We start from the raw sequence: 22,757 nt of genomic DNA, 5'->3' as shown, positions 1-22,757 counted from the left end.
ATTTTTATATGTAACTCTTTATCTACTAGTATTTTTTCTTATAAAATGATAGTTTTTATTTACGTTTTTTTGTAGGAGATGCACCATGGGTGAAAAAATATATGGAAAACATGCGATAGAAGAAGGAATTAAAATGGCTCCTTCAGGATCGACATTGTATTTATGTCGAGGTAATGGAAATAAGAATGCAGATCTAGATAGAATGGCAAGATTTAGCAAAAAAGTTATTGTAAAGAAAATTTCAGTAGCTGAAATGGATAAAATGATGCCTGGTGTAGACCATAGAGGTGCTATTTTAGATTTAGGTGGTGCTAGAAGAGCAACAAGTAGAGTAAATGTCACTAGCGTAAAAGAATATCTTGAGAATTTAAAGGATGATCAAGGTGGCTTAGTTTTAATTTTAGATGGTATAACTGACCCTCATAATTTAGGTGCAATATTAAGATCTTGTGATCAATTTGGAGTTGATTTAGTTGTTATCCCAGAAAGAAGAAGTGTTCAAGCAAATGAAACTGTAATTAAAATATCTAGTGGTGCAGCACAATATGTTCCAATCGCACCAGTTGTTAATATTAATAGAGAATTGAAATTATTGAAAGATAGTGGATTCTGGGCTTATGCAGCTGATATGAATGGTGAATCATCATATAATACTAAATTTGATAAGAGAAGTGTTATTGTTATGGGTAGTGAAGGTTCTGGAATTTCAAGATTAGTTAAAGAAGCTTGCGATTATACAACATCCATCGATATGCAAGGTCATATAGATTCTTTAAATGTTAGTGTTGCTGCTGGAATCTTATTATATGAATTTAGAAGAAATATGAAATAGTTTTAAAATACTATTTATTTAAGCCTCTTTGTAATGTAATTAGTTAATTACTATAAACAAAGAGGTTTTTTTTGTTTTATACAAATAAATGAAAATTTGTGGTATAAGAAATAAGGCCCTTGAAAATTATTTTTATAAGTAAAAAAAGAATTAAATAAATTTTGAGTTTAATAATAATGTTTATATAAAAACATTTTAAAATAATTTTATATACATAAAAATAATATATTGATTTTTATATATATGTAAAAATTTATATAAAATGAATATATATACTAAAAAATGAATATTATTCTTGTGTTTTATCGGCAAGTAATTTATTATTATAGTTAACTTAAATAAGGAGAAAATTGAGTTATGAAAAAAATAATTGCTTTAATTTTATGTTCTTTTGCACTAACAACTGTTTTTGCTGGAGGAACAACCGAAGCTCCTGCAACAGGAGATGCAGAAACTAATGAATTCCATATTGGAATAGTTACAGGAACTGTATCTCAATCAGAAGATGATTTAAGAGGTGCTGAAAGATTAATTCAAGAATACGGTACTGTTGAAGATGGTGGAATGATTCAACATGTTACATATCCTGATAATTTTATGGATGAAGCTGAAACAACAATTTCAGTTATTTCTGGATTAGCAGATGATCCATTAATGAAAGCTGTAGTAGTTAACCAATCAATTCCTGGTACTACAGAAGCTTTTAGACGTATAAAAGAAAAGAGACCTGATATCTTATGTATTGCTGGTGAAGCACATGAAGATCCAGGTGTTATCCAATCTGCTGCTGATTTAGCTGTAAATAATGACTTCGTTGCTCGTGGTTATTTAATTATTGATACAGCACAAAAATTAGGTTGTGATACATTTGTACATATTTCTTTCCCTCGTCATATGAGTTATGAAACATTAAGCCGTCGTGCTGCTATCATGAAACAAACTTGTGAAGATAAAGGAATGACTTTTGTATTTGAAACAGCTCCAGACCCAACTAGTGATGTTGGTGTTGCAGGTGCTCAACAATACATTCTAGAAAAAGTTCCAGCTTGGATTGAAAAATATGGTCAAAATGCTGCATTCTTCTGTACTAATGATGCACATACAGAACCATTATTAAAACAATTACTAGCATATGGTGGATATTTCATCGAAGCTGATTTACCTTCTCCATTAATGGGTTATCCTGGAGCTTTAGGTATCGACTTAACAAACGAAACTGGTGATTTCCCTGCAATTTTAGCAAAAGTTGAAGATGCTGTTGTTGAAAAGGGTGGTGCTGGTAGATTTGGTACATGGGCATATAGTTATGGTTATACAACCACAGCAGGTTTAGGCCAACATGCTATTAACGTATTAAACGGCGAAAGTGAATTATTAAAATTATCAGACATCATGAAAGCTTATAACAAATTTACACCAGGTGCAAAATGGAATGGTTCATTCTATTCTGATGTAAATACAGGTGTAAGAGCTAAGAATCATATTTTAATTTATCAAGATACTTATATTATGGGTAAAGGTTATATGGATACTCCTTCAGTAGAAGTACCAGACAAATATTTTACTGTTAAATAATTAAATTAAGTATTTAGGGCTTGTCCCAAAGCTAAAGGATTGTGAAGATTTCTTCTTTACAATCCTTTATGAATGATAAAAGGAAAAATGATGAAAGATGATAATAAACCTTTACTAGAGATGATAAATATTAGTAAAGATTTCTCTGGCAACCAAGTATTGAATGATATCAATTTCTCAATTGATAAAGGCCAAATTTTAGGTTTAGTTGGTGAAAATGGTGCTGGTAAAAGTACTTTAATGAAAATTCTTTTTGGAATGGATGAAATTAGGGAAACTGGTGGCTTTGGTGGTAAAGTCATTATTAAAGGTGAAGAAGTTAATTTTGACTCTCCTTTAGATGCATTAGAAAAAGGTATAGGTATGGTGCATCAAGAATTTTCGTTGTTACCAGATTTTAGTGCTGCAGAAAATATTGTTTTAAATAGAGAACCAGTAAAAAAATCTATTGCTAGTGAATTATTTGGTGATCGTTTAAATATTTTAGATAGAGAAGAAATTGATGTAATTGCTAAAACTGCAATTAAAAAACTTGATGTTGAAATTGATACTGAGATGAAAGTATCTTCAATGCCTGTTGGTCATAAACAATTTACTGAGATAGCTAGAGAATTAAGCAAAGATTCAAAAGGTGAAGATAATCCTATTGAATTATTGGTTCTAGATGAACCTACAGCTGTTTTATCTGAAAAAGAAGCAAGTAGTTTATTAGTTGCTATGAGAAAATTAGCTAACCAAGGAATTGCTATGATTTTTATAAGTCATAGATTAAATGAAATTATTGATGTTTGTGACTCATTAATGGTAATGAGAGATGGATTAATAATTAAAAAAGTTCCTGTTGAAGGTGTTAAAGTACAAGATATTGCTAGATGGATGGTCGGAAGAAATGTAGCAAGCAATGTTAGTACTAGAGAATTTGATTATAAAGATAAAGATAGCATTTTAAAAATTGAACATTTATGGGTTGATATGCCAGGTGAAACAGTAAAAGATGTTTCACTAGAAGTTAAGAGAGGAGAAATCCTTGGTATTGGCGGAATGGCAGGACAAGGTAAACTTGGAATTCCTAATGGAGTTATGGGTTTATATACTGCTGGCGGAAAAGTATATTTTGATTCAAAAGAATTAAAATTAAATGACCCAAGAACTTTATTAGATGCCGGATTAGCATTTGTAAGTGAAGATAGGCGTGGCGTTGGCTTATTGTTAGATGAGTCACTAGAATGGAATGTTGCATTTACAGCAATGCAAGTTCAAGAGAAATACTTAAAGAAGTATTTTAATGGTCTTGTAACTTGGAGAGATAGTAAGGCAATTGAAGAAGTCACACATAAATATATAGATCAATTAGAAATTAAATGTACTAGTTCAAAACAAAAAGCAAAAGAGTTATCTGGTGGTAACCAACAAAAGATTTGTTTGGCAAAAGCCTTCGCATTAGAGCCAAAGATGTTATTTGTAAGTGAACCAACTAGAGGTATTGATATTGGTGCGAAATCATTAGTTTTAGAATCTTTAAGAAAATATAATAGAGAATTAGGTACAACTATAGTTATTATTTCTTCAGAGTTAGAAGAATTAAGAGCTATTTGCGATAGAATCGCAATTGTAACCGATGGTAAAATTGAAGGTGTTTTAAAAGCTTCAAGACCTAGTGAAGACTTTGGATTATTAATGGTTGGTCAAAAGGTTGAGGAGGCTATCTAATGGGAAATGAAAAATTGATAGATAAATTAGCGACATTTATTAGAAATTTTGGATGGCCAAGAATAATTATTGGTTTATTCTTATTGCTATTATTTATAGCTGCTCCGTTTGTTGGAGTAAATATTAGTACTTCATTATCAGATACATTAAATAGATTTGGTATGAACTGTATTATGGTATTGGCTATGGTCCCAATGATACATAGTGGATGTGGTTTGAATTTTGGACTCCCTCTTGGTATTATTGCTGGATTATTAGGTGGAACTTTAGCTATTGAATTTAATTTTGTAGGATTTCCTTCATTCTTAATGGCAATGGCCTTCGCTACTCCATTTGCTGTTATATTTGGTTGGGCCTATGGTAAATTGCTTAATAGAGTTAAAGGTGGAGAGATGATGATTGCAACTTATGTTGGTTTTTCATCTGTAGCATTTATGTGTATGATGTGGTTATTACTTCCTTATTCAAATCCTACAATGGTATGGGGTTATACAGGTAGAGGACTGAGAACTACAATTTCTACAGAGGGCTATTATTTACATGTATTAAATGATTTTTTAGCAATTAGAATTGGAGATCACTTTGTTTTCCCTACTGGTATGTTCTTATTATTTGTACTTTTAGCTTTTTTAATTTGGGCTTTCTTACATTCCAAAAAAGGTACAGCAATGACTGCAGTTGGTTCAAATCCAGTATTTGCTAGAGCAAGTGGAATTAATATTGATAGAACTAGAATATTGTCAGTAATTTTATCAACTTGGCTAGGGGCAATTGGTATTTTAGTTTATCAACAATCTTTTGGGTTTATTCAATTATATATGGGGCCATTCTTTATGGCTTTACCTGCAGTATCTGCAATATTAATTGGAGGAGCTTCTGTTAATAAGGCTTCAATAACAAATGTAATAATTGGTACATTCTTATTCCAAGGAATATTAACAATGACTCCTAGTGTAATGAATTCAGTAATACAGACTGATATGTCTGAGGTTATTCGTATTGTCGTTTCTAATGGTATGATTCTTTATGCATTGACTAGAAAAACGGAGGCTACAAGATGAAAAAAATAACCTTTAAAAGTATTAAGAATTTAATAGCAAATAATCTTGTAACAGTATTATTTTTAGTTATTTGTAGTGTTGGAATTCCATTAAGTGGTTACTCTGCAAATTATTTGATTTCAGAAATTATTGTTAGAATCTCAAGAAACTCCTTTTTAATATTAAGTTTATTAATTCCTATCATGGCTGGTATGGGGCTAAACTTTGGTATGACTCTTGGTGCTATGGCAGGACAGATTGGTTTAATTTTTGTTACTGACTGGAATATTGTTGGAATACCTGCAATGGTTTTAGCAATAATAATTAGTATTCCAATTTCTATTGTTTTAGGTGAAATTTGTGGACGCATATTAAATAAGGCTAAAGGTAGAGAAATGGTTACTTCTTATATCTTAGGCTTCTTTATGAATGGTGTTTACCAATTAGTTGTATTATATGGAATGGGGTCTGTTATTCCAATTAAAAATGCTTCTTTAGTATTACCTAGAGGATATGGAATAAGAAATACAGTTAACTTGATTGGCATTAGAAAAAGTCTTGATTCATTATTTAATATATCAATTTTTGGAATTAAGATTCCTTTGATGACCTTTATTGTTATTGGATTAATTTGTTTATTTATTATTTGGTTTAGAAAAACAAAACTAGGGCAAGATATGAGAGCTGTTGGACAAGATTTAAATGTTGCAGCTGCTGCTGGCATTCAAGTTGAAAAAACAAGAATTATTTCAATAGTTATTTCAACAGTGGTTGCTGGAATTGGTATGATAATTTATTTACAAAATATTGGAACTTTAAATACTTATAACTCTCATACACAAATTGGTATGTTCAGTGTTGCTGCATTATTAGTTGGTGGTGCTTCTGTAAGTAAAGCTAATATTGGTAACGTATTCTTAGGTGTAATATTATTCCATCTTATGTTTATTGTATCTCCAATGGCAGGAAAGAACTTAATTGGTCAAGCTCAATTAGGTGAATATTTCAGAGTATTTGTATCTTATGGTGTTATTACATTATCTCTTGTTTTATATGAAATGCGTAAAAAAAGAGAAAACCTAGTTAATGCAGAAAAATTACAAGAAAACCAAGGAGTAGCAAATGATAATTAATAAAAGATTTTATATTAGAGCTGCTGCAATAATTATAGTAATTTTATTTGCAATTTTAATGGCACTTGTTGGGAAACAACATTCAATATTATTGGATAACAAAAATATTGAAGTTAATAATCAAGAATTGAAGGCTTTACAGTTAGTTGAAATTCAAATAGATAAACAACCCGTGATGGAATTAGCTAGAAGAGATAGAGATCAAGTTGATGTTCAAGGACAAAGACATAAAATTATCGTTACATATACTGATGATGATTGGAATGAAATAGTAATAGAGAAAAAGATAAAAGTTCCTTTCTCTCATGATATGTTATTATTCTCAATTCCTGCTTTTATTAACAACGTTGATGATATAGATTCTTATCTACAACCTTTTGTTATTGAAACAGTAGGAGATTAAAATGATAGTATAAAAAAGATATTATTATTTAATTTTTTGTTAATAATATTTATTTTTAGCTATCAAAATATTAAAACCCCTTAATTTTTTATCAAATTAAGGGGTTCATTTATTATAAAATATAATTAATTACAAATATCGTAGAATTTAATTCCAATATCTTTTCTATACCACATACCATCAAATTTAATATGTTTTATAGCTTTATAAGCTTCTTCACCAGCTTTTATTATATTACTTGATCTACCAACAATAGTAACACAGCGTCCACCAGTTGTTTCAAGTTTTGATCCATTTCTATCTATACTACCATAGAAGAATAAAGGAAGATCTTTGCTGAAAGTATTAAATAATAATGGGGAAGAAATAGGGCTTAGTTCTTTATGAATTATAGGGTTGCCCGGATAGCCTTCACTAGCAATTACAATAGCAGTACAGGTATCATTGCTTAATTTTAGTTTAAAATCCTTGATAGAATCATTTGTTAATGATTCATAAATAGAAACAGCGTCAGACTTAATTAAAGGAATTATAGCTTGAGTAGCTGGATCATTTAATCTTACATGGTAATCAACTAAAATTGGACCTAAAGTTTTATTTAGGATTATAGATAAAGTTAAAACACCTCTATATAGTAAATCTTCTTTCTCCATGCCTTTTAGAACTGGTGTAATAATTTTTTCTTGTATTTCTTCTTTGTTTTTCTGAGAGATTGGTACAGGACAAATAGCACCCATTCCACCAGTTGGTAGGCCCCCTTCTTCTGTTTTGGTATATTCACTACAGAAAGGAAGTGTTAAATAACCTTTTTTATCAATGAATAAAGTTATTGTTAGTGGAAGTCCTTCAATATGATCTTCTAATAGAATTGATGCACTATTTAAAAGTTTTTTAGCAAAATCTAATAATGATTTTTTATTATCGCTATCAATCATTACTCTAGAAGGTGCTTGCTCATTGCTTTTAATTACAAATCTTTTATTTTCAGTTTTATCTAAGAATTTTTCTAAAGAAGCATAATCTGAGAAAATTTTATGAGCTGGGATTTGAATGTTATTCTTTGTTGAGAAGTCTCTAGCATATTCTCTATCATTTTCAAGTTTTAGACAGTGAGAAGGAGTTCCAAAAACGGTAATTCCTTTTTCCTTTAGAAAATCAACAACTCCAGTGAGTAAAGGAGCTTCAGTACCAATAAATACTGTGTCTATATTGTGTAATAAACAAGCTCTGTAAACACTTTCAGGAGAAGAGGGGTTTACATATTTTAAATTAACAGCAATCCCTTCTGTACCAATGTTACCATGAGCAACATATAGTCCATTTATAAGTTTGCTTTGTGAAAAAAACCATGTAATAGCATGATCTTTTGCTCCGGAGCCTAATACTAATAATCTCATTAAAGTTCCCCCTTAGTTTTGTAAAGATATCATTATCATAATGGTAGGGTCAACATGTATATATTTATCATATATATTATAATTTAAGATAATAAAGATAAAGCCTCTATATAATCTTTATTACTATTTGCTTTCATTAAAAGTTGTTTGACTTTTGCGGATCCATTTATTCCTTTTAAATATGCACAACAGTGTTTTCTCATTTCTCTATAAGCAACATCTTCTCGATAAATTTGACACATTAAATCAAGTTGTTCAAGAATTATATCCACTCTATCAATAACTGAAGAAGGATAAATATCTTCACCTGTTTGTAATAAATGCCTTGTTTGTTCAAATATAAAAGGATTCCCAATGGCGCCTCTTGCAAACATAAGACCATCAACATTTGTCTCACTTAGCATTCTTAGACCATCTTTTGGTTCAAATAAATCTCCAGATCCAAATATTGGTATTCCTTTATATTCTTCATGAATCACTTTTGTTAAATTTTCTAATCTATCCCAATGAGCAGTGGGCATATAACCTTGAGTTTTTGTTCTTGCATGCATACAAATTGAACTAGCTCCATTATCAAGCGCAAGTTTAGCAAAGTCTAAGTAATTTTCATTTTCACTGTCCCAACCTGTTCTGAACTTTACACTAACAGGGATATCAGAGTTTTTGTGAATAAAATTAACCAATGCTGCCATCTTTTCTGGGGTTTGCATTAGTGCACTACCTGCTCCAGTTTTAGTAACTTTAGGAACTGGACAACCACAATTAATATCAATAATTGTTGGGTTAAATTTTAATAAAGCTTCAAAGCCTCTTTGAAGAGAATCAAGATTATCTGTGAAAATCTGTATTACAAAAAGATCTTCATTTTCTGCTCTTTTCATTAAATTAACAGTTTTTTCATTTCCTCTAGCAATGCCTTCTGTGCTTACCATTTCAGAGGTTGTTAGATTTGCACCATGTTTTTTGCATAGATATCTAAAAGGAATATCTGTATATCCTGCTAAAGGAGCAAGAAATAAATTCCCATCAATTGTTAAATCTTTTATTTTTATTGGATGATATAATTTTGAGGTATCCAAATATTATCTCCTAATATTGTATTGTGTAATGAATTTATATATTTTTTTAAATTTGTTTTCAAGAATTAGTTTATCAAAGCTCATCAAAAAAATATATACAGACAATAAAATTAAGTTCAAAAATTCATATCAAAAATATATTTATTTTTTTGTGGATTATAAGATATAAAAAATGTTCAATATTTGACTTTTTATTCTTCTCATGGTAATTTGATTTGTAGTGTAATTTTATACTAAGTTACGAAAATAGGAACTTTATGAAAAAAAATAAAAATAATAATATAGAAAATATAAATACAGACCATCCTGAATATGGATATGTATATTTGATAAAAAATCCAGCTTCAAATGAAGTAGCATTATGTGCTTGGGATAGTTCTTTAGTTAAAGGTCAAAAAGTTATTTTTGAAACTAGATATGGATTAGATCTTGGAGAAGTTGTTGGCGATGCTTCAAAGCTTGGAGCTCCTTATTGTTGTGGAAATTCTTCTCCATGCGGAGCTTGTTTAGAAGCTGAAGATGTTGAAGATAATAGCGACTTAGTAGCGGAAGGTGAACCTATTGAGATAGAGAATGATGATGAAAATGAAGTCTTTCTTTATAGAAACTATGACAATTTAGATAACAGTTGTAAACATTGTAATAAAGATAAGGTTTTAATAAAAAAAGATATAACCTGGCTAGATAGAGTAGCTACAAAAAAAGATTTAGAAAGATATGAAGAGTTATGTAAAAGGGAAGTTGATGCTTTAACTCTTTGTAGAGAAAAAATTCAAAAACATAATTTGGATATGAAATTGGTAACTGCTCACTTTTTATTAGTTGAACCTAAAGTTGTGTTCTTCTTTACTTCTGAAGCAAGAGTTGATTTTAGAGAATTAGTAAAAGATTTAGTTAGTGTCTTTAGAATTAGAATTGAATTAAGACAAATTGGAGTTCGTGACGAAAGTAGAGTTCTAGGTGGTTTAGCTGTATGTGGTAGAGATTATTGCTGTCATGGTATCACTGATAAATTACAACCTGTATCAATAAAAATGGCTAAAGAACAAAATTTATCACTAAATTCAATGAAGATTTCAGGGCCTTGTGGAAGACTATTATGCTGCTTAGCTTATGAACAAGATTTTTATGTTGAAGAAAAATTAAAATATCCTCAAGAAGGCAATAAAATTAAAATTGGAAGAGAGTTAATGAAGGTCGCTGAAGTTAATGTAATTTCAAAGAAAATTTTATTAGTTGCTATTGATGGACGTATGATTAGTATTGATGCAACTAAAACAAAGTATAATAATGAAAGTAAATATTGGGTAGTTGATAAAGAATATATGAAACAATTAATTGATGATTGATTAAGTAATTACTGATAGGTAAAAAAAATGCATAATTTTATAGGTAATTAAATTATTTATAACTTAATACTAAGATTTGTATTGACCCAACTTATATAGTTGTGATATTTTAAATACTTGTTGGTATTTGACCAACTCATTTAAATATATAAATGATAAGAAAATAATAAAAAAGTTATTAGTAATATTTCGGAGGTATTACGTGTCTAACAACAATTCTGCAAAAAAAAGAGAAAGACAAAATAAGAGTCGCCGCATGAGAAATCGTGCTATCAAAAGCGAAGTTCGTTCAGCAATAAAAGATTTTGAAAAATGTGTTTTAGCTGGTGATAAAGCTGCTGCTGAAGTAGCAATGAAAGAAAGTTTTAAATTATTAGATTCTGCAACTAGTAAGGGTGTATTACACAGAAACACTTCTAGTCGTAAAAAATCTAGAATTTATGCAGCTTTAGCTAAATTAAACTAATAAAAATATATAATTGTTAAGGAGCATTTTTCATGGCTGATTCCAAGAAATTAACTAAGTCTATAATAATCGATAATTTATACGCTAAATTAAAAGAACGTTACGAAGATACAGCAATTACAAAAACAGAAATTCATATGCTTATCGATGAGTTCTTTGAAGAAGTGAAAGATGGTTTAAAACGTGACCAAATTATCGAACTCAGGGGATTTGGAACTTTTGAAGTTCATACAAGAAAACAAAGAGATCGTGCACACAATCCTAAAACTGGTGCTCCTGTAACCGTTGATACTCATGGAGTTGCTTTCTTTAGACCTGGTCGAGAGCTAAAAGAAAGAGTATGGGACCTTCGTGGTTAACCCTTTTTTCCTATTAAGGAGAACATCAATTGTTTAAATTAGACTCTAGAAGAAGCCTCAGGACAGTAATGACTGAGGTTTTGTTTTTAATTATATCTGCATTTATTTTTGCAATTGCTTTTCCAAGCTTTATTAATATTCATGGATTTTGGATTTTTGCTTTTGTTGGATTAATTCCAATGTTTGCGGTAATTCATAATACAAAATGGTATTTAACTCCAATATATGGTTTTTTATATGGTTTTGTGTTTTATTTGATTTTTAATTATTGGTTAAAAGCCTTTCATCCACTAGCTATATTAATAGTACCTATCATCAAAGGTGGGGAGTTATTAGTAGCTTTTCCTTTGTTTAAATTAATAGATTCTGCATTCAAAAAACGAGGCTATATTATTAATGCTATTTTATATGTAGCATATACTTATGTTTCTCAAAATTGGTTCGCAGGCTATCCTTATGGCATTATTGGTTATGCTCCATATAAATTTATACCTTTCATACAAATTGCATCAATTACTGGTGTTTGGGGAATTAACTTTGTTATGGTTCTCCCTCAAATTTTATTTGGGATTTATTTAGGGGATTATATACTAAATAAAGCAAAGCCTTTTAAGTCTTTTATAAAAGAATATTTTATTGATTTAATCATTTATTGTGCATTGTTTGTTGCAATTCTAATATTTGGTTTTGTATCTATGCATAAGTGGGATAATACTGAGCCTCAAGATTATTGGAGAGTTGCTAGTGTTCAACATAGTTCTGATACTTGGGAAGGTGGATATTTAACTTATAAGCGTAATTTTAATAACTTAAGATTATATTCTTTAGAATCATTAAGAGAAAATCCAGATATTGTTATTTGGAGTGAAACCGCTTTTGTTCCAAGTGTTGCATGGCATGAAAAATATCCTAGTGATGAAGAAACAAGTAAATTAGTTGATGAATTTGTAAATTTTGGATATGAATTAAATGTTCCTTTATTAACTGGAAATCCAGAAGGTGTAATTGATGATGTAACTAAACCAGCTATATTAGATAATGGTGAGTGGAATAGAAAAGACTATAATACTGTTATATATTTTAGCAATGGGAAGATTCAAAATACTTATAGAAAACAACATTTAGTACCTTTTACTGAGCATTTCCCTTATCAAAAGCAAATGCCTCATTTATATGCCCTTTTAGAAGCTAATGATTATCATTGGTGGGAAAAAGGCGATGATCCTGTTGTATTTACAGCTGATAGAGGAATAACCTTCTCAACTCCAATTTGTTTCGAAGATGTTTTTGGAGAAATTTCAGCTGATTTTGTTAAAAATGGTGCAAATGTACTTGTAAATATGACTAATGATGGTTGGGCTGATTCTGTTACTAGTGAAATGCAACATGCCGCTATTGGTGTATTTAGATCAATTGAAAATCGTAAATCTACTATTAGAAGTACTAATAGTGGTATAACATGTAGAATAGATACTGTAGGAAGAATGATAGATCCTATGGAACCATTCCACCCAGGTTGGAAAATTTATGAAGTTCCAGTTTATACTACTGAAGCAAACGGTAGTACATTCTTTACATTACATCCTAATCTATTTGCACAAATCTCTGTGTATATTTCATTAGTTTTACTAATCTTTGGAATTGCTTTATTAATAAAAAATAGAGGGAAAAATGAATAAAACAGCATCTATCTGTATAATTGGATCTGAATTAACAAAAGGTATTATTGGGGATAAACATTCACAATTAATATCTCAAGAATTATATAAATTAAATATTAGTGTAAATCAAATAATCATTGTAAATGATGATGGATCAATAGAAAAAGTTTTAGAATCTTGGTTAGATGATAATGATTTAATAATTGTAACTGGAGGCTTAGGGCCAACAAGTGATGATTTAACTAGAAGTGCAATAGCAAAAGTTGCTAACGTAAATCTAGTTAAGAACAAAGAAGCTTATGATGATTTATATAAGAGAGTTCAAGATCGTATTCATGGTGCTAATTATTCACAAGTATATATTCCAGACGGATTTTCTGTTTTAAGAAATCCTAATGGAACTGCTGCAGGTTTTTATGGAAATATTAAAAAATCAAATAGAAACCCTTTGATAGTAAGTATGCCTGGCCCTCCTAGAGAATTAAAACCAATGTTTTTTGATCAAGTATTACCATATTTAAAAAATTATGTAGGTTACAGTGAAAAACAAAGTGTTGAATTATCTACTTTTTTAATTTGTGAAAGCAAATTAGAAGAAGCTTGTTCTTCTCTTGCAAAAAAAGATATAAGCTGGGGAACTCGTTTCCAAGATGATAGAATTAGTTTATTTGTAACAGGAAATGATTCTGCTAATTTTATTGAAAGTTTGAGAAAATTAATTGGAAAAGAATTAGTAGTAGATGGAAATGAAACTGCATTAAATATGTTAATAAATATTTTAAAAGAAAATAATTTAACTATTAGTTGTGCAGAAAGTTGTACTGGTGGATTATGCGCAAAACTATTAACAGATAATGGTGGAAGTTCCTCTTTCTTTGAAGGCGGGGTAGTCTCTTATTCCAATAAAATTAAAAATAAAGTATTAAATGTAAAAGCTGATACTTTAGAAAAGTATGGTGCTGTATCAAAAGAAACTGTAATAGAAATGGCTGAGAATACTTTAAGTTTATTAGATACAGATGTCGCATTTTCAATTTCAGGAATAGCCGGCCCAACCGGTGGTACACCAGAAAAACCTGTAGGTACTGTTTGGTTTGGGTTTAGTAGTAAAAATGCTAAATCACAAGCCGTAAAATTGAATTTTTCAGTAAAAACTAGATTCAGTATAAGAAATAGAGCAGCTGTTGCAGCATTTTTATTAACCTGTTTATATTTAAATGAGTATAGTTTGCTTGACATTATTAACGGGTGGGAATATATTTAACTTATCAAATGCTTATGTACTTTGTATAAAAATATTGAATTCATAGGCTATGATCTTAAAACAAAAAAACAATTTAAAGATTTCCAGTTTAAATAAAAATAATATAATTCATAAAAAATTGATGTAAAGAAAATTAGGGTCTTCCTAATTTGTTGCTTTGTATCTCTAAATAAATTGTCAAAATCTATATATAAAACGGAGCTTGATTATATGGCTGAAGAAGTAAAGCAAGATGCTGAAAAAGACCTTGCTTCTGAAGGTAAAAAAAGTGTTAAAGTCGTTGTTAAAAAACGCGTAAGAAAAACTACAGCAAAAAAACCTTTAGAAAACGAGACAGATAGTGAAAAATCTGAAGAAAAAGAAACTGTTACACCTAAGAAAACAACTAGAAAAAGAAAAACAACAAAGACTGCAGCAAAAAAAGATGATGCAACTGATCAATTAGAGCTAGCGCTTGACACCCCAGAGCCTGTAGAAAAAGTTGCAAAAAAGAAAGTTGTAAAAAAAGTTGATGATAATGAAGTGAAAGAAGAAAAAAAATCATCAAGTAAAGAAACAGTAGAAGAAAAGAAACCTGTAGCTAAGAAAACTACAAGAAAAAGAACTAAAAAAACAATTGAAACAAAAGATAAGGCTGAAAGCGAATCAAAATCAGTAGAAAAAGAAGTTTCTCAAAGTAAAAATTCTTTAACTGATGATAACAAAACAGATAAATCTGAGGATTCTAAATCTTCTTCAAACAATAATGAAGAAAAACCTCAAAAAGATAATTCACAAAATTCTAGAAGAAATAATAACAATAATAATAATCGCAATAACACTAGAAGAACAAATAATAATAACAACAATAGAAATAATAGAAACAAAAATAATAAAAAATATCATGAGGAAAGAATTGAAGAAGTTAATCTCGATGAAAATCCTGATGCAGATAGATTAGTTGTAAATGATTTATATTATATGAGTTTTGATGTTTTAAGAGAAAAAGGTATCGAACTTGGATTAAATAAAGATAATATTTATGATTATAAGAGACAAGAAATTGTTACTGAAGTTTTAAGATCTCATTGTGCAAAAGGTGGTGCTTTAATTGTAGAAGGTACATTAGAAGTTTTACCTGATGGCTATGGATTTTTAAGAAGTAGTAGAAATAGTTATATTTCTGGACCTGAAGATATTTATGTTTCTGCCAATATTATTAGACACAATTCTCTAAAAACAGGTGATTTAGTTTTAGGTCAAGTAAAAACTCCAAGAGATTCAGAGAGATTCTATGGTTTACACAAAGTTTTACAAATTAACAATGATGATGTTATAAAAGCAAAAACAAGACCATCATTTGATAGCTTAACTCCTAGATTCCCTGATGAGAGAATGAGACTTGAAAATAGTAGTGAAGATGTATCTACAAGATTAATTGATATGTTCTGTCCTATTGGTAAAGGTCAACGTTCTTTAATCGTTGCACCTCCTAGAACAGGTAAAACTGTTTTAATGCAAAAAATTGCAAATGCCATAAGTGAAAATTATCCTGAAATTGTTTTAATGGTTCTTTTAGTTGATGAACGTCCAGAAGAAGTTACAGATATGAAAGATAATGTTAGAGGTGAAGTAATAGCATCAACTTTCGATGAACAAGCTACTAGACACGTTCAAGTTGCTGAAATGGCTATTGAAAAAGCTAAGCGTATGGTTGAAGCTGGAAAAGATGTAGTTATTTTATTGGATTCAATAACTCGTTTAGCTAGAGCATATAACCAAACAGTTCCAGCTAGTGGTAAGATTTTAAGTGGTGGTGTTGATTCTAATGCACTACATAAACCAAAAAGATTCTTTGGTGCTGCTAGAAATATGGAAGGTGGCGGAAGCTTAACAATTGTTGCAACAGCTTTAATTGAGACAGGTTCTCGTATGGACGAAGTTATTTTTGAAGAATTCAAAGGTACTGGTAATAATGAAATTGTTTTAGACCGTCGTTTATCAGATAGAAGAATATTCCCAGCAATAAACTTAAAGAAATCTGGTACACGAAGAGATGATTTATTGATACCTAATGATGAAGCAGCACGTATTTGGATTATAAGAAATGCAATAAATGATATGGATGAGGTCGATCAGACCCCTTTCCTTATTGACAAAATGTTAAAAGCAAAGAATAATGAAGCGTTCTTTAAATCAATTAATACTGCTATTGCAAAATAGAAAAAGAAATTTGTTTGCTGTCAAGATTAATTCGTATCAGCAAATTGATATATAAGTGGAGGCATCTTATGAAAGATAATATTCATCCAAAATATGAATTAAAAGAAATTCATTGTTCTTGTGGTAATGTTTTTAAGACTAAAACTACCTCAAATAATTTAGAAGTAGAAATTTGTTCTGCTTGTCACCCTTTCTACACTGGTAACCAAAAACTAGTTGATACAACTGGTCGTGTAGAACGCTTTAAAAAGAGATATGGTATTTCAAAATAAATATCATCATGCCACTGAGTTTTCTCAGTGGTTTTTTTTAAAATTTTCAAATATTTTTTTTTGTTGCAATATAGCAATAGATAGCTTAAACTAAGATAAAGGGCCATTTATGAATAATATTATTGCTAAACATAAAAAATTTTTTGAAAAAATAGATCCTCAAGTAATAGCAAAAGCTCCAATTGTTTGTACTCTATTTGGTGCCTTTGCGGATGCCTGTCAGGGTTATTCAATTTTGTGTTGTGGCATTAATTCTGTTACAATAGCCATTTCTAAACGTAAAGATAATTTAATAAAAGTATATAAAGCAGACGGAAGTGATAGAAAACGTTTTGCAATAAATGCCCTAAGATTTAGAAAAGAAGATCGTTGGGCTAATTATGTTAAAGCAGTTGTTGCAGTTTTGATAAAAGAAGGACATTCTTTTGTTGGCATGAATGTAACATTAGATGGTGATGGGTTAAATAGTGATAATACTTCTTTAAGCACTAGTTTAGCATTAGCCACTTGTTTAGCTTTAAATGAATTATTCAAATTAGAATTAAATCAACAAGATATAGTTAGGGTTGTTCATCAAGCAAATACTTCATTTAATAATGAAACTTGTAGAATTGGTGATTTAATGACTTTATTAAATGGTCAGGAAAATAAAGTAGTATTTTTTGATCATCAGCATAGTACTTATCAATTTGTAAATTTTCCATTTGTAAGAGGTCTTTCAAAATATTGGACTGTAATTATTGATAGTAAAATTCCTCCTCAAGCTATGAGAGATGAGAATGTTTATGCACATAAATTAACTCAAATTGCTTTAGATAAACTTCATTTACATTATAAAGATATTCCAAGAAGAGATATTCCAGAAAAAGATGTCGCATCTAGAATTATTCCTATTGAAGAAAAATACAGAAATATTTGTGTTTTTACCTTACGCGAATCTAGATTTGCTCTAGAGGCTAAGAATATGCTTGAACAAAATCAAGCTGTACTATATGGTAGGGGTATGAATAGAGCAGAGGTTGACTTGAGAGACAAACTTGAGATAACCTGTCCTGAAATTGATTGGCTAGTAAAAAGAGCAATCGAAATTGATGGCTGTAAAGGAGCTCACGTAGTTTTTGATGGCAATAGTGGCTCAATAATGCTATTGGTTGATGAAAATGCTCTTAACGACTATCAAGAAAAGATGGAGGAATACGGACATATTTTTGGCTTTGAACCTACTTGGAAAGATTTCAACCCAACAAAAAGCGCAGAAGTATTGTTTATAAAATAATTGATGAGAATATTATTAACTAATGACGATGGTTACAATAGTGAAGGTATAATTATTTTAGAGCAAGTATTAAAATCTTATGGTCATAAGGTTAGTGTTTGTGCGCCTTCTAATCAACGTAGTGCTTCATCTCATTCAGTTAGTTTAAGAGATTCAATAAATATTTCTTCATATGCAAAAGATCATTATCATTGTTCAGGGACTCCAGCTGATTGTCTGTTATTCAGTTTCAGAGGTGGTCTATTTGATGTTAATGAATTTGATTTAGTAATAAGTGGTATTAATCATGGTTTAAATGTATCTAGTGATATTCTTTATTCTGGAACAGTTAGTGCGGCTAGAGAAGCTGTAATGATTGGAGTAAAGGCTATTGCAATATCTTTAGAACCTCCAAAAAATAATGAATCATATAATTTTGAAAATGCTGCAATATTTTTAGCTGAGCATTTAGATGTTTTCTATCCATTATGTACTACAAATTCAATTATTAACATAAATGTTCCTCATAATATGCAAGGGAATTGGAAAACTGGTAGTTTAGGACTTTTAGATTATAGAGACGCAGCAGAAGTTACAAATGGGGATTTAAACGATATAAAGAACTCTCCTTCAAATGCTATTACTTTAGGTCTTAATTCTATGGCCGATTCTCCAATATTAGTTAATCAAGATTATAAATCAGTAACTGATTTTGAGTTAATAAGTAAAAACATAATTTCTGTATCAATATTAGAGGTTTTACCAGCGGTTTCTTCTTTACAAAAGAATTTATTAGCTCTTGAAAGGGAGGCCTAAATGCAAAGTTGGGAATCCCATTGTAAGAAGTGTGGCCTTTGCTGTCATGAAAAAGTAGTAATAGATGATACTTTAGTTGTTGATTTAGATTCATATTGTGAAAATTTCGATATAAAAACTAAAACCTGTAAAATATATGCAAAACGCTTTATTGATAGTGTTAGATGTAAAAAAGTAACACTTGCAAAAGCTATGTTTGCTCCCTATTTACCTCCAACTTGTGGATATGTTGAATGGGCAAGATTAAAAGGTATTAGATTCTCTTCAATAAGAATGTTAAGATTAATTCATAGTAAACAACCAACTAGTGATGATGATGCAAATGATTCTCTTTATCAATATTTTAATTGATAAAGTTACATAAGTGCGAATTTGGACTTTATGTAATATTTTTGTATATTATAACTAGAGGTGAAATTATGGATAACAGATTTGTTTATCTAGATAACAATGCCACCACACAGGTTGCTCCTGAGGTTTGGCAGGTTATGAGTGACTCTCAACAATTATTCGGCAATGCTTCAAGCATGCATGGCTTTGGAAGAGCTGCTGCTATGGCAATTTCAAAAGCTAGAGGTCAAGTTGCTGATTTGATTGGATCACAAAAAGAAGAAATATATTTTACAAGTGGCGCTACTGAATCAAATAATATTGTATTTAATATAGCTGCTAACTTGGTAGATAAAAGTGAAAATAGAAAAAGAATTGTAACTACTACAATTGAACATCCTGCAATTATAGAAACAGTAAAATATCTAAAAACTAAAGGATATGTAATTGATTTAGTAAAAGTTGATAAGACTGGTTTACTTGATTTAGATGATTTAAAAAGTAAGTTAGATAAAGATGTTGTACTTGTTAGCGTTATGAGTGCAAACAATGAGACTGGAACAATTCAGCCCATCGAAGAAGTATCAAAATTAACTCATGAAGTTGGTGCTCTATTGCATTGTGATGCCACACAATCAATTGGTAAAATTGATATCTCAATGAAAGATCTAAAAATTGATTATTTAAGTTTATCAGGACATAAATTCTATGGACCAAAAGGTGTTGGTGTTCTTGCAGTTAGAAAAAAAGCTCCTATATTTAATTTGATGCATGGTGGTCACCAAGAACAAGGCTTTAGACCTGGTACTTATAATAACTTTAGTATCATTGGTTTAGGTAAAGCTTGTGCTATAGCAAAAAGAGATATTGCTGTAGAACGTGAAAAATTATGGAAAATGAGAGAAGCTTTAAGAAAAGGCATTTTAGAAAGAATAGATGATGTTGTAATCAATGGAAATCAAGAACATTGTTTACCCGGAACATTAAATGTTTCTTTTCCAAGGGCAGAAGGTGAGTCCATCTTATTGTATTTAGATATGGAAGGAATAGCTGTTTCAACAGGTTCTGCTTGTGCTACAGGTAGTTTAGAGCCTTCATATGTATTATTAGCAGGTGGATTAGATATAGAAATAGCTCATGGATCGATTAGATTTAGTTTTGGCAGATATAATTCTATGGATGATGTAAATTATGTATTAGAAAAATTGCCACCGATTATTAAAAGAATTAGGGAGATGAGTACAAGATGAGTAGTTTTTTAGAACAATGGGTATATACAGATGTAGTTAAAGATCATTTTATGAATCCAAAAAATATTTGGAGAAAAGAAGAAAACTTTGAAGCTGATGGTGTCGGTGAAGTTGGTTCAATGGCATGTGGAGATCAGATGAGAGTTGGAATCAAAGTTGAAAATGATAAAATTAAAGATATTAGATGGTTAACTTATGGTTGTGCTTCAGCAATAGCTAGTACTTCTGCAATGAGTGAATTAGTTAAAGGAATGACTTTAGAAGATGCATATCATGTAACTCCTAAAATGATTACTGATGCCTTAGGCGGTCTTCCTGAACATAAATTCCACTGTTCAGTATTAGGTGATAAAGCTTTAAGAGCTGCAATTGATGACTATTTAGAGAAGAATAACTTACCTAATAATTATAAACATAAAGTAGCTGTTGTTGTTTGTGAATGTAATAATGTAACAGATCAAACAATTGAAGAATTGGTAAAAAATGATAAAGTTAATACTTTAGAAGAACTTCAAGAAATAACAAAATATGGAACTACTTGTGGTAAATGTAAAGATAAGGTAAAAGACTTATTTGATGAATATAAACATATTTATGGTAAATAAATAATTAATAAAAATATAAAAAGGTATGTTCAATAGAGCATACCTTTTTTAGTTTTAAGTGACATTAAATTCACTGCCACCTATAAATTCTCTTAAAAGAGAATCTTTTGGGACTAATGCCTCAGAAATTGGATGGACTCTTGATAAAAATACAAGTAATCTTCTTGCTATAGCAAAAGCCATTTCATTTGAAGGTTCAACAGTTTTTAAAAGAGGTTCAACAAAAGGTTTTATTGCTCCTAATTCATATTCAAGAGCTGAATTTAGCATAATATCTGCATTATTTTGATATGGGAAAATATGTTTATTTTCACCAGCTTGTACACTGTCCCACATAGAAAGGGTTGTAGTTGCACTTATACCTCTTGTCATATTATCTCTAGTTATTCTTCTTAAAATTCTATTATCTGTTGTGCTAATTCTATTATGATCATCAAGATTAAGTTGTGTTAATGCTGATATATAAATTTTAAAAGTATCTTTTGGATTAAGATCTGGTATTAGTTTTGGATTTAATCCATGAATTCCTTCAATTAAAAAAATTGTATTTTCTTTTAAGCTTACAGTTTTATCTAAATACTCTCTTTTGTTTTTCTTAAAATTAAAAGAAGGTAGATTTATTTCTTTATGATTAAATAAATCAAGAATATTTTGTTTAAATAAATCTGTATCAAGAGCTTCAAGACATTCAAAATCTAATTTTCCATTTTCATCTATTGGAATGTCTTTTTTCAATCTATAATAATTATCTAAAGAAATTAATATAGGACTTTTACCTAATAACCTTAACTGAATTCCTAATTTATTGGTAAATGTGGTTTTACCGGAGGATGATGGACCCGCAATAAAAACAACTTTTGTAGATTTCTTATTGCATATAGAATCTGCAATGCTAGAAATCTTTTTTTGTTGGAGAGTTTCAGCTAATCTTATATATTCTCCAATTTCATTTTTTATACAGTTCATATTTAATTTACCAAGTGATTGGAAGTGTAATACTTCATTCCACTTTCGATATTCTTTAAATACTTTATATAATAAAGGGTTGTCTTTAAAATCTTGTAGAACTGTGAAATCACTTGATCTAGGATATCTTAGTAACATTCCATCTTCATCATATTTCCTTAATTGCCACAATCCTAATACACCTGTCTTATTTACTAAAGGTTCATAACTTTTATCCATGTATTCATTTATTTGATAAATAGCGATTGTAGGTTCATGTTGATAATTAATTAAATCAACTGTTTCAAGAGCGCCTCTATTTTTAAAATATTCAAGTCCATGCTCAAATGTTATTTGTCGATAAGTTATAGGATAATTATTATTAACAATTTCCTTCATTTTTTCTGATAAAGCATTTATATCAGATTCATCAATCTTTGAGGAATCTGAATAATGAAAGAAATATCCATCTCCAAGACTATGCCCAATTGTTAATTGACGAGAAGGAAATAAAATCCAAGAAGCATAACAAAGCAAATAGCAAATGCTATGTCTGTAAACTCTTTTCCCAAGATCAGAAAATAAGTAAACAGGTTTAATTGTTGCATTGTATGTAAGTATATAAGATAAAGGTAATAGTTCATAATTGACTTGAGCTGCTACTATAGGGTTGTTTTCATAAGTGTTATCTAAAGCAAAGCCAAGTTGCTTTAAACTGTCTTCAACAGTTATTCCACATTGGGAAATAATTGATTTTTTTTCAAATTTAATTGTAATATTCATATTATATATTCTATAACGTTATATTTTAAGT

Annotated in this window: 21 protein-coding genes; 18 read left to right on the top strand and 3 right to left on the bottom strand. The window is 29.8% G+C overall.

Annotated features, from left to right (window positions below; genetic code table 11):
- Positions 1-85: 85 nt before the first annotated feature.
- From rlmB to ACZ5RS_RS02715, 6 genes are all read left to right on the top strand, one after another.
- Positions 86-832, top strand: coding sequence for a 23S rRNA (guanosine(2251)-2'-O)-methyltransferase RlmB (gene rlmB / locus ACZ5RS_RS02740; RefSeq protein ID WP_464637349.1), 747 nt, complete (start codon positions 86-88; stop codon positions 830-832).
- Positions 833-1,189: 357 nt separating this feature from the next.
- Complete coding sequence (locus ACZ5RS_RS02735) at positions 1,190-2,407, top strand: DUF3798 domain-containing protein (protein ID WP_464637348.1); 1,218 nt, start codon at positions 1,190-1,192, stop codon at positions 2,405-2,407.
- 72 nt (positions 2,408-2,479) lie between these two features.
- Positions 2,480-4,117, top strand: a complete 1,638-nt coding sequence (locus ACZ5RS_RS02730; RefSeq protein ID WP_464637347.1) for a sugar ABC transporter ATP-binding protein — start codon at positions 2,480-2,482, stop codon at positions 4,115-4,117.
- Positions 4,117-5,178 carry an ABC transporter permease subunit gene (locus ACZ5RS_RS02725; protein WP_464637346.1) on the top strand — a complete coding sequence of 354 codons (1,062 nt, stop codon included), beginning with the start codon at positions 4,117-4,119 and terminating at the stop codon, positions 5,176-5,178. The genes ACZ5RS_RS02730 and ACZ5RS_RS02725 overlap by 1 nt, the downstream gene beginning before the upstream one ends.
- Positions 5,175-6,290, top strand: coding sequence for an ABC transporter permease (locus ACZ5RS_RS02720; RefSeq protein WP_464637345.1), 1,116 nt, complete (start codon positions 5,175-5,177; stop codon positions 6,288-6,290). Before ACZ5RS_RS02725 ends, ACZ5RS_RS02720 begins: the two co-directional genes overlap by 4 nt.
- Positions 6,280-6,693 (top strand): DUF6672 family protein, encoded by a 414-nt coding sequence (locus ACZ5RS_RS02715; protein ID WP_464637344.1) that lies wholly within the window; start codon positions 6,280-6,282, stop codon positions 6,691-6,693. Before ACZ5RS_RS02720 ends, ACZ5RS_RS02715 begins: the two co-directional genes overlap by 11 nt.
- A 125-nt stretch (positions 6,694-6,818) precedes the next feature.
- Here the strand turns inward: ACZ5RS_RS02715 and purD are convergent, their stop codons facing one another.
- The gene (gene purD / locus ACZ5RS_RS02710; RefSeq protein ID WP_464637343.1) at positions 6,819-8,090 is read right to left on the bottom strand and encodes a phosphoribosylamine--glycine ligase; all 1,272 of its coding nucleotides are present in this window, start codon (positions 8,088-8,090) and stop codon (positions 6,819-6,821) included.
- An 83-nt stretch (positions 8,091-8,173) separates the two neighbouring features.
- Positions 8,174-9,169 (bottom strand): tRNA dihydrouridine synthase DusB, encoded by a 996-nt coding sequence (dusB, locus tag ACZ5RS_RS02705; RefSeq protein WP_464637342.1) that lies wholly within the window; start codon positions 9,167-9,169, stop codon positions 8,174-8,176.
- A 257-nt stretch (positions 9,170-9,426) separates the two neighbouring features.
- Between dusB and ACZ5RS_RS02700 the strand changes: the two genes are divergently transcribed.
- The 12 genes from ACZ5RS_RS02700 (at position 9,427) to ACZ5RS_RS02645 (ending at position 20,998) form a co-directional block, all read left to right on the top strand.
- Positions 9,427-10,518, top strand: a complete 1,092-nt coding sequence (locus ACZ5RS_RS02700; protein ID WP_464637341.1) for a PSP1 domain-containing protein — start codon at positions 9,427-9,429, stop codon at positions 10,516-10,518.
- 202 nt (positions 10,519-10,720) lie between these two features.
- On the top strand, positions 10,721-10,984 hold the full coding sequence (rpsT, locus tag ACZ5RS_RS02695) for a 30S ribosomal protein S20 (protein ID WP_464637340.1): 264 nt from the start codon (positions 10,721-10,723) through the stop codon (positions 10,982-10,984).
- A 32-nt stretch (positions 10,985-11,016) separates the two neighbouring features.
- On the top strand, positions 11,017-11,343 hold the full coding sequence (locus ACZ5RS_RS02690) for an HU family DNA-binding protein (protein ID WP_464637339.1): 327 nt from the start codon (positions 11,017-11,019) through the stop codon (positions 11,341-11,343).
- 29 nt (positions 11,344-11,372) lie between these two features.
- Positions 11,373-13,022 (top strand): apolipoprotein N-acyltransferase, encoded by a 1,650-nt coding sequence (lnt, locus tag ACZ5RS_RS02685; RefSeq protein ID WP_464637338.1) that lies wholly within the window; start codon positions 11,373-11,375, stop codon positions 13,020-13,022.
- Entirely contained in the window at positions 13,015-14,268 is a 1,254-nt protein-coding gene (locus tag ACZ5RS_RS02680) for a nicotinamide-nucleotide amidohydrolase family protein (protein ID WP_464637337.1), read from the top strand. The genes lnt and ACZ5RS_RS02680 overlap by 8 nt, the downstream gene beginning before the upstream one ends.
- 210 nt (positions 14,269-14,478) lie before the next feature.
- Positions 14,479-16,470 carry a transcription termination factor Rho gene (rho, locus tag ACZ5RS_RS02675; RefSeq protein ID WP_464637336.1) on the top strand — a complete coding sequence of 664 codons (1,992 nt, stop codon included), beginning with the start codon at positions 14,479-14,481 and terminating at the stop codon, positions 16,468-16,470.
- Between the two features lie 68 nt (positions 16,471-16,538).
- The gene (gene rpmE / locus ACZ5RS_RS02670; protein WP_464637335.1) at positions 16,539-16,742 is read left to right on the top strand and encodes a 50S ribosomal protein L31; all 204 of its coding nucleotides are present in this window, start codon (positions 16,539-16,541) and stop codon (positions 16,740-16,742) included.
- 109 nt (positions 16,743-16,851) lie between these two features.
- Entirely contained in the window at positions 16,852-18,018 is a 1,167-nt protein-coding gene (locus ACZ5RS_RS02665; protein WP_464637334.1) for a galactokinase, read from the top strand.
- Between the two features lie 3 nt (positions 18,019-18,021).
- Positions 18,022-18,813, top strand: a complete 792-nt coding sequence (surE, locus tag ACZ5RS_RS02660; RefSeq protein ID WP_464637333.1) for a 5'/3'-nucleotidase SurE — start codon at positions 18,022-18,024, stop codon at positions 18,811-18,813.
- Positions 18,814-19,164, top strand: coding sequence for a CxxCxxCC domain-containing protein (locus ACZ5RS_RS02655; RefSeq protein ID WP_464637332.1), 351 nt, complete (start codon positions 18,814-18,816; stop codon positions 19,162-19,164).
- A gap of 68 nt (positions 19,165-19,232) precedes the next feature.
- The gene (locus tag ACZ5RS_RS02650; RefSeq protein WP_464637331.1) at positions 19,233-20,393 is read left to right on the top strand and encodes a cysteine desulfurase family protein; all 1,161 of its coding nucleotides are present in this window, start codon (positions 19,233-19,235) and stop codon (positions 20,391-20,393) included.
- On the top strand, positions 20,390-20,998 hold the full coding sequence (locus ACZ5RS_RS02645) for an iron-sulfur cluster assembly scaffold protein (RefSeq protein ID WP_464637330.1): 609 nt from the start codon (positions 20,390-20,392) through the stop codon (positions 20,996-20,998). The genes ACZ5RS_RS02650 and ACZ5RS_RS02645 overlap by 4 nt, the downstream gene beginning before the upstream one ends.
- A 54-nt stretch (positions 20,999-21,052) precedes the next feature.
- Here the strand turns inward: ACZ5RS_RS02645 and ACZ5RS_RS02640 are convergent, their stop codons facing one another.
- Entirely contained in the window at positions 21,053-22,726 is a 1,674-nt protein-coding gene (locus tag ACZ5RS_RS02640; RefSeq protein WP_464637329.1) for a uridine kinase family protein, read from the bottom strand.
- Positions 22,727-22,757: the final 31 nt, after the last annotated feature.

Source organism: Pleomorphochaeta caudata, assembly GCF_055395745.1.
The sequence above is the reverse complement of the archived record's forward strand: the minus strand, read 5'-3'. Positions and strand labels throughout refer to the sequence as shown.

Coding starts and splice junctions, on each gene's coding strand:
- rpmE (WP_464637335.1), top strand. CDS start 16,539: ATGAAAGATAATATTCATCCAAAATATGAATTAAAAGAAATTCATTGT.
- ACZ5RS_RS02735 (WP_464637348.1), top strand. CDS start 1,190: ATGAAAAAAATAATTGCTTTAATTTTATGTTCTTTTGCACTAACAACT.
- ACZ5RS_RS02720 (WP_464637345.1), top strand. CDS start 5,175: ATGAAAAAAATAACCTTTAAAAGTATTAAGAATTTAATAGCAAATAAT.
- ACZ5RS_RS02715 (WP_464637344.1), top strand. CDS start 6,280: ATGATAATTAATAAAAGATTTTATATTAGAGCTGCTGCAATAATTATA.
- surE (WP_464637333.1), top strand. CDS start 18,022: ATGAGAATATTATTAACTAATGACGATGGTTACAATAGTGAAGGTATA.
- rho (WP_464637336.1), top strand. CDS start 14,479: ATGGCTGAAGAAGTAAAGCAAGATGCTGAAAAAGACCTTGCTTCTGAA.
- rlmB (WP_464637349.1), top strand. CDS start 86: ATGGGTGAAAAAATATATGGAAAACATGCGATAGAAGAAGGAATTAAA.
- purD (WP_464637343.1), bottom strand. CDS start 8,090: ATGAGATTATTAGTATTAGGCTCCGGAGCAAAAGATCATGCTATTACA.
- ACZ5RS_RS02730 (WP_464637347.1), top strand. CDS start 2,480: ATGATAAAAGGAAAAATGATGAAAGATGATAATAAACCTTTACTAGAG.
- ACZ5RS_RS02655 (WP_464637332.1), top strand. CDS start 18,814: ATGCAAAGTTGGGAATCCCATTGTAAGAAGTGTGGCCTTTGCTGTCAT.
- ACZ5RS_RS02680 (WP_464637337.1), top strand. CDS start 13,015: ATGAATAAAACAGCATCTATCTGTATAATTGGATCTGAATTAACAAAA.
- ACZ5RS_RS02640 (WP_464637329.1), bottom strand. CDS start 22,726: ATGAATATTACAATTAAATTTGAAAAAAAATCAATTATTTCCCAATGT.
- ACZ5RS_RS02690 (WP_464637339.1), top strand. CDS start 11,017: ATGGCTGATTCCAAGAAATTAACTAAGTCTATAATAATCGATAATTTA.
- ACZ5RS_RS02665 (WP_464637334.1), top strand. CDS start 16,852: ATGAATAATATTATTGCTAAACATAAAAAATTTTTTGAAAAAATAGAT.
- ACZ5RS_RS02650 (WP_464637331.1), top strand. CDS start 19,233: ATGGATAACAGATTTGTTTATCTAGATAACAATGCCACCACACAGGTT.
- ACZ5RS_RS02700 (WP_464637341.1), top strand. CDS start 9,427: ATGAAAAAAAATAAAAATAATAATATAGAAAATATAAATACAGACCAT.
- ACZ5RS_RS02725 (WP_464637346.1), top strand. CDS start 4,117: ATGGGAAATGAAAAATTGATAGATAAATTAGCGACATTTATTAGAAAT.
- ACZ5RS_RS02645 (WP_464637330.1), top strand. CDS start 20,390: ATGAGTAGTTTTTTAGAACAATGGGTATATACAGATGTAGTTAAAGAT.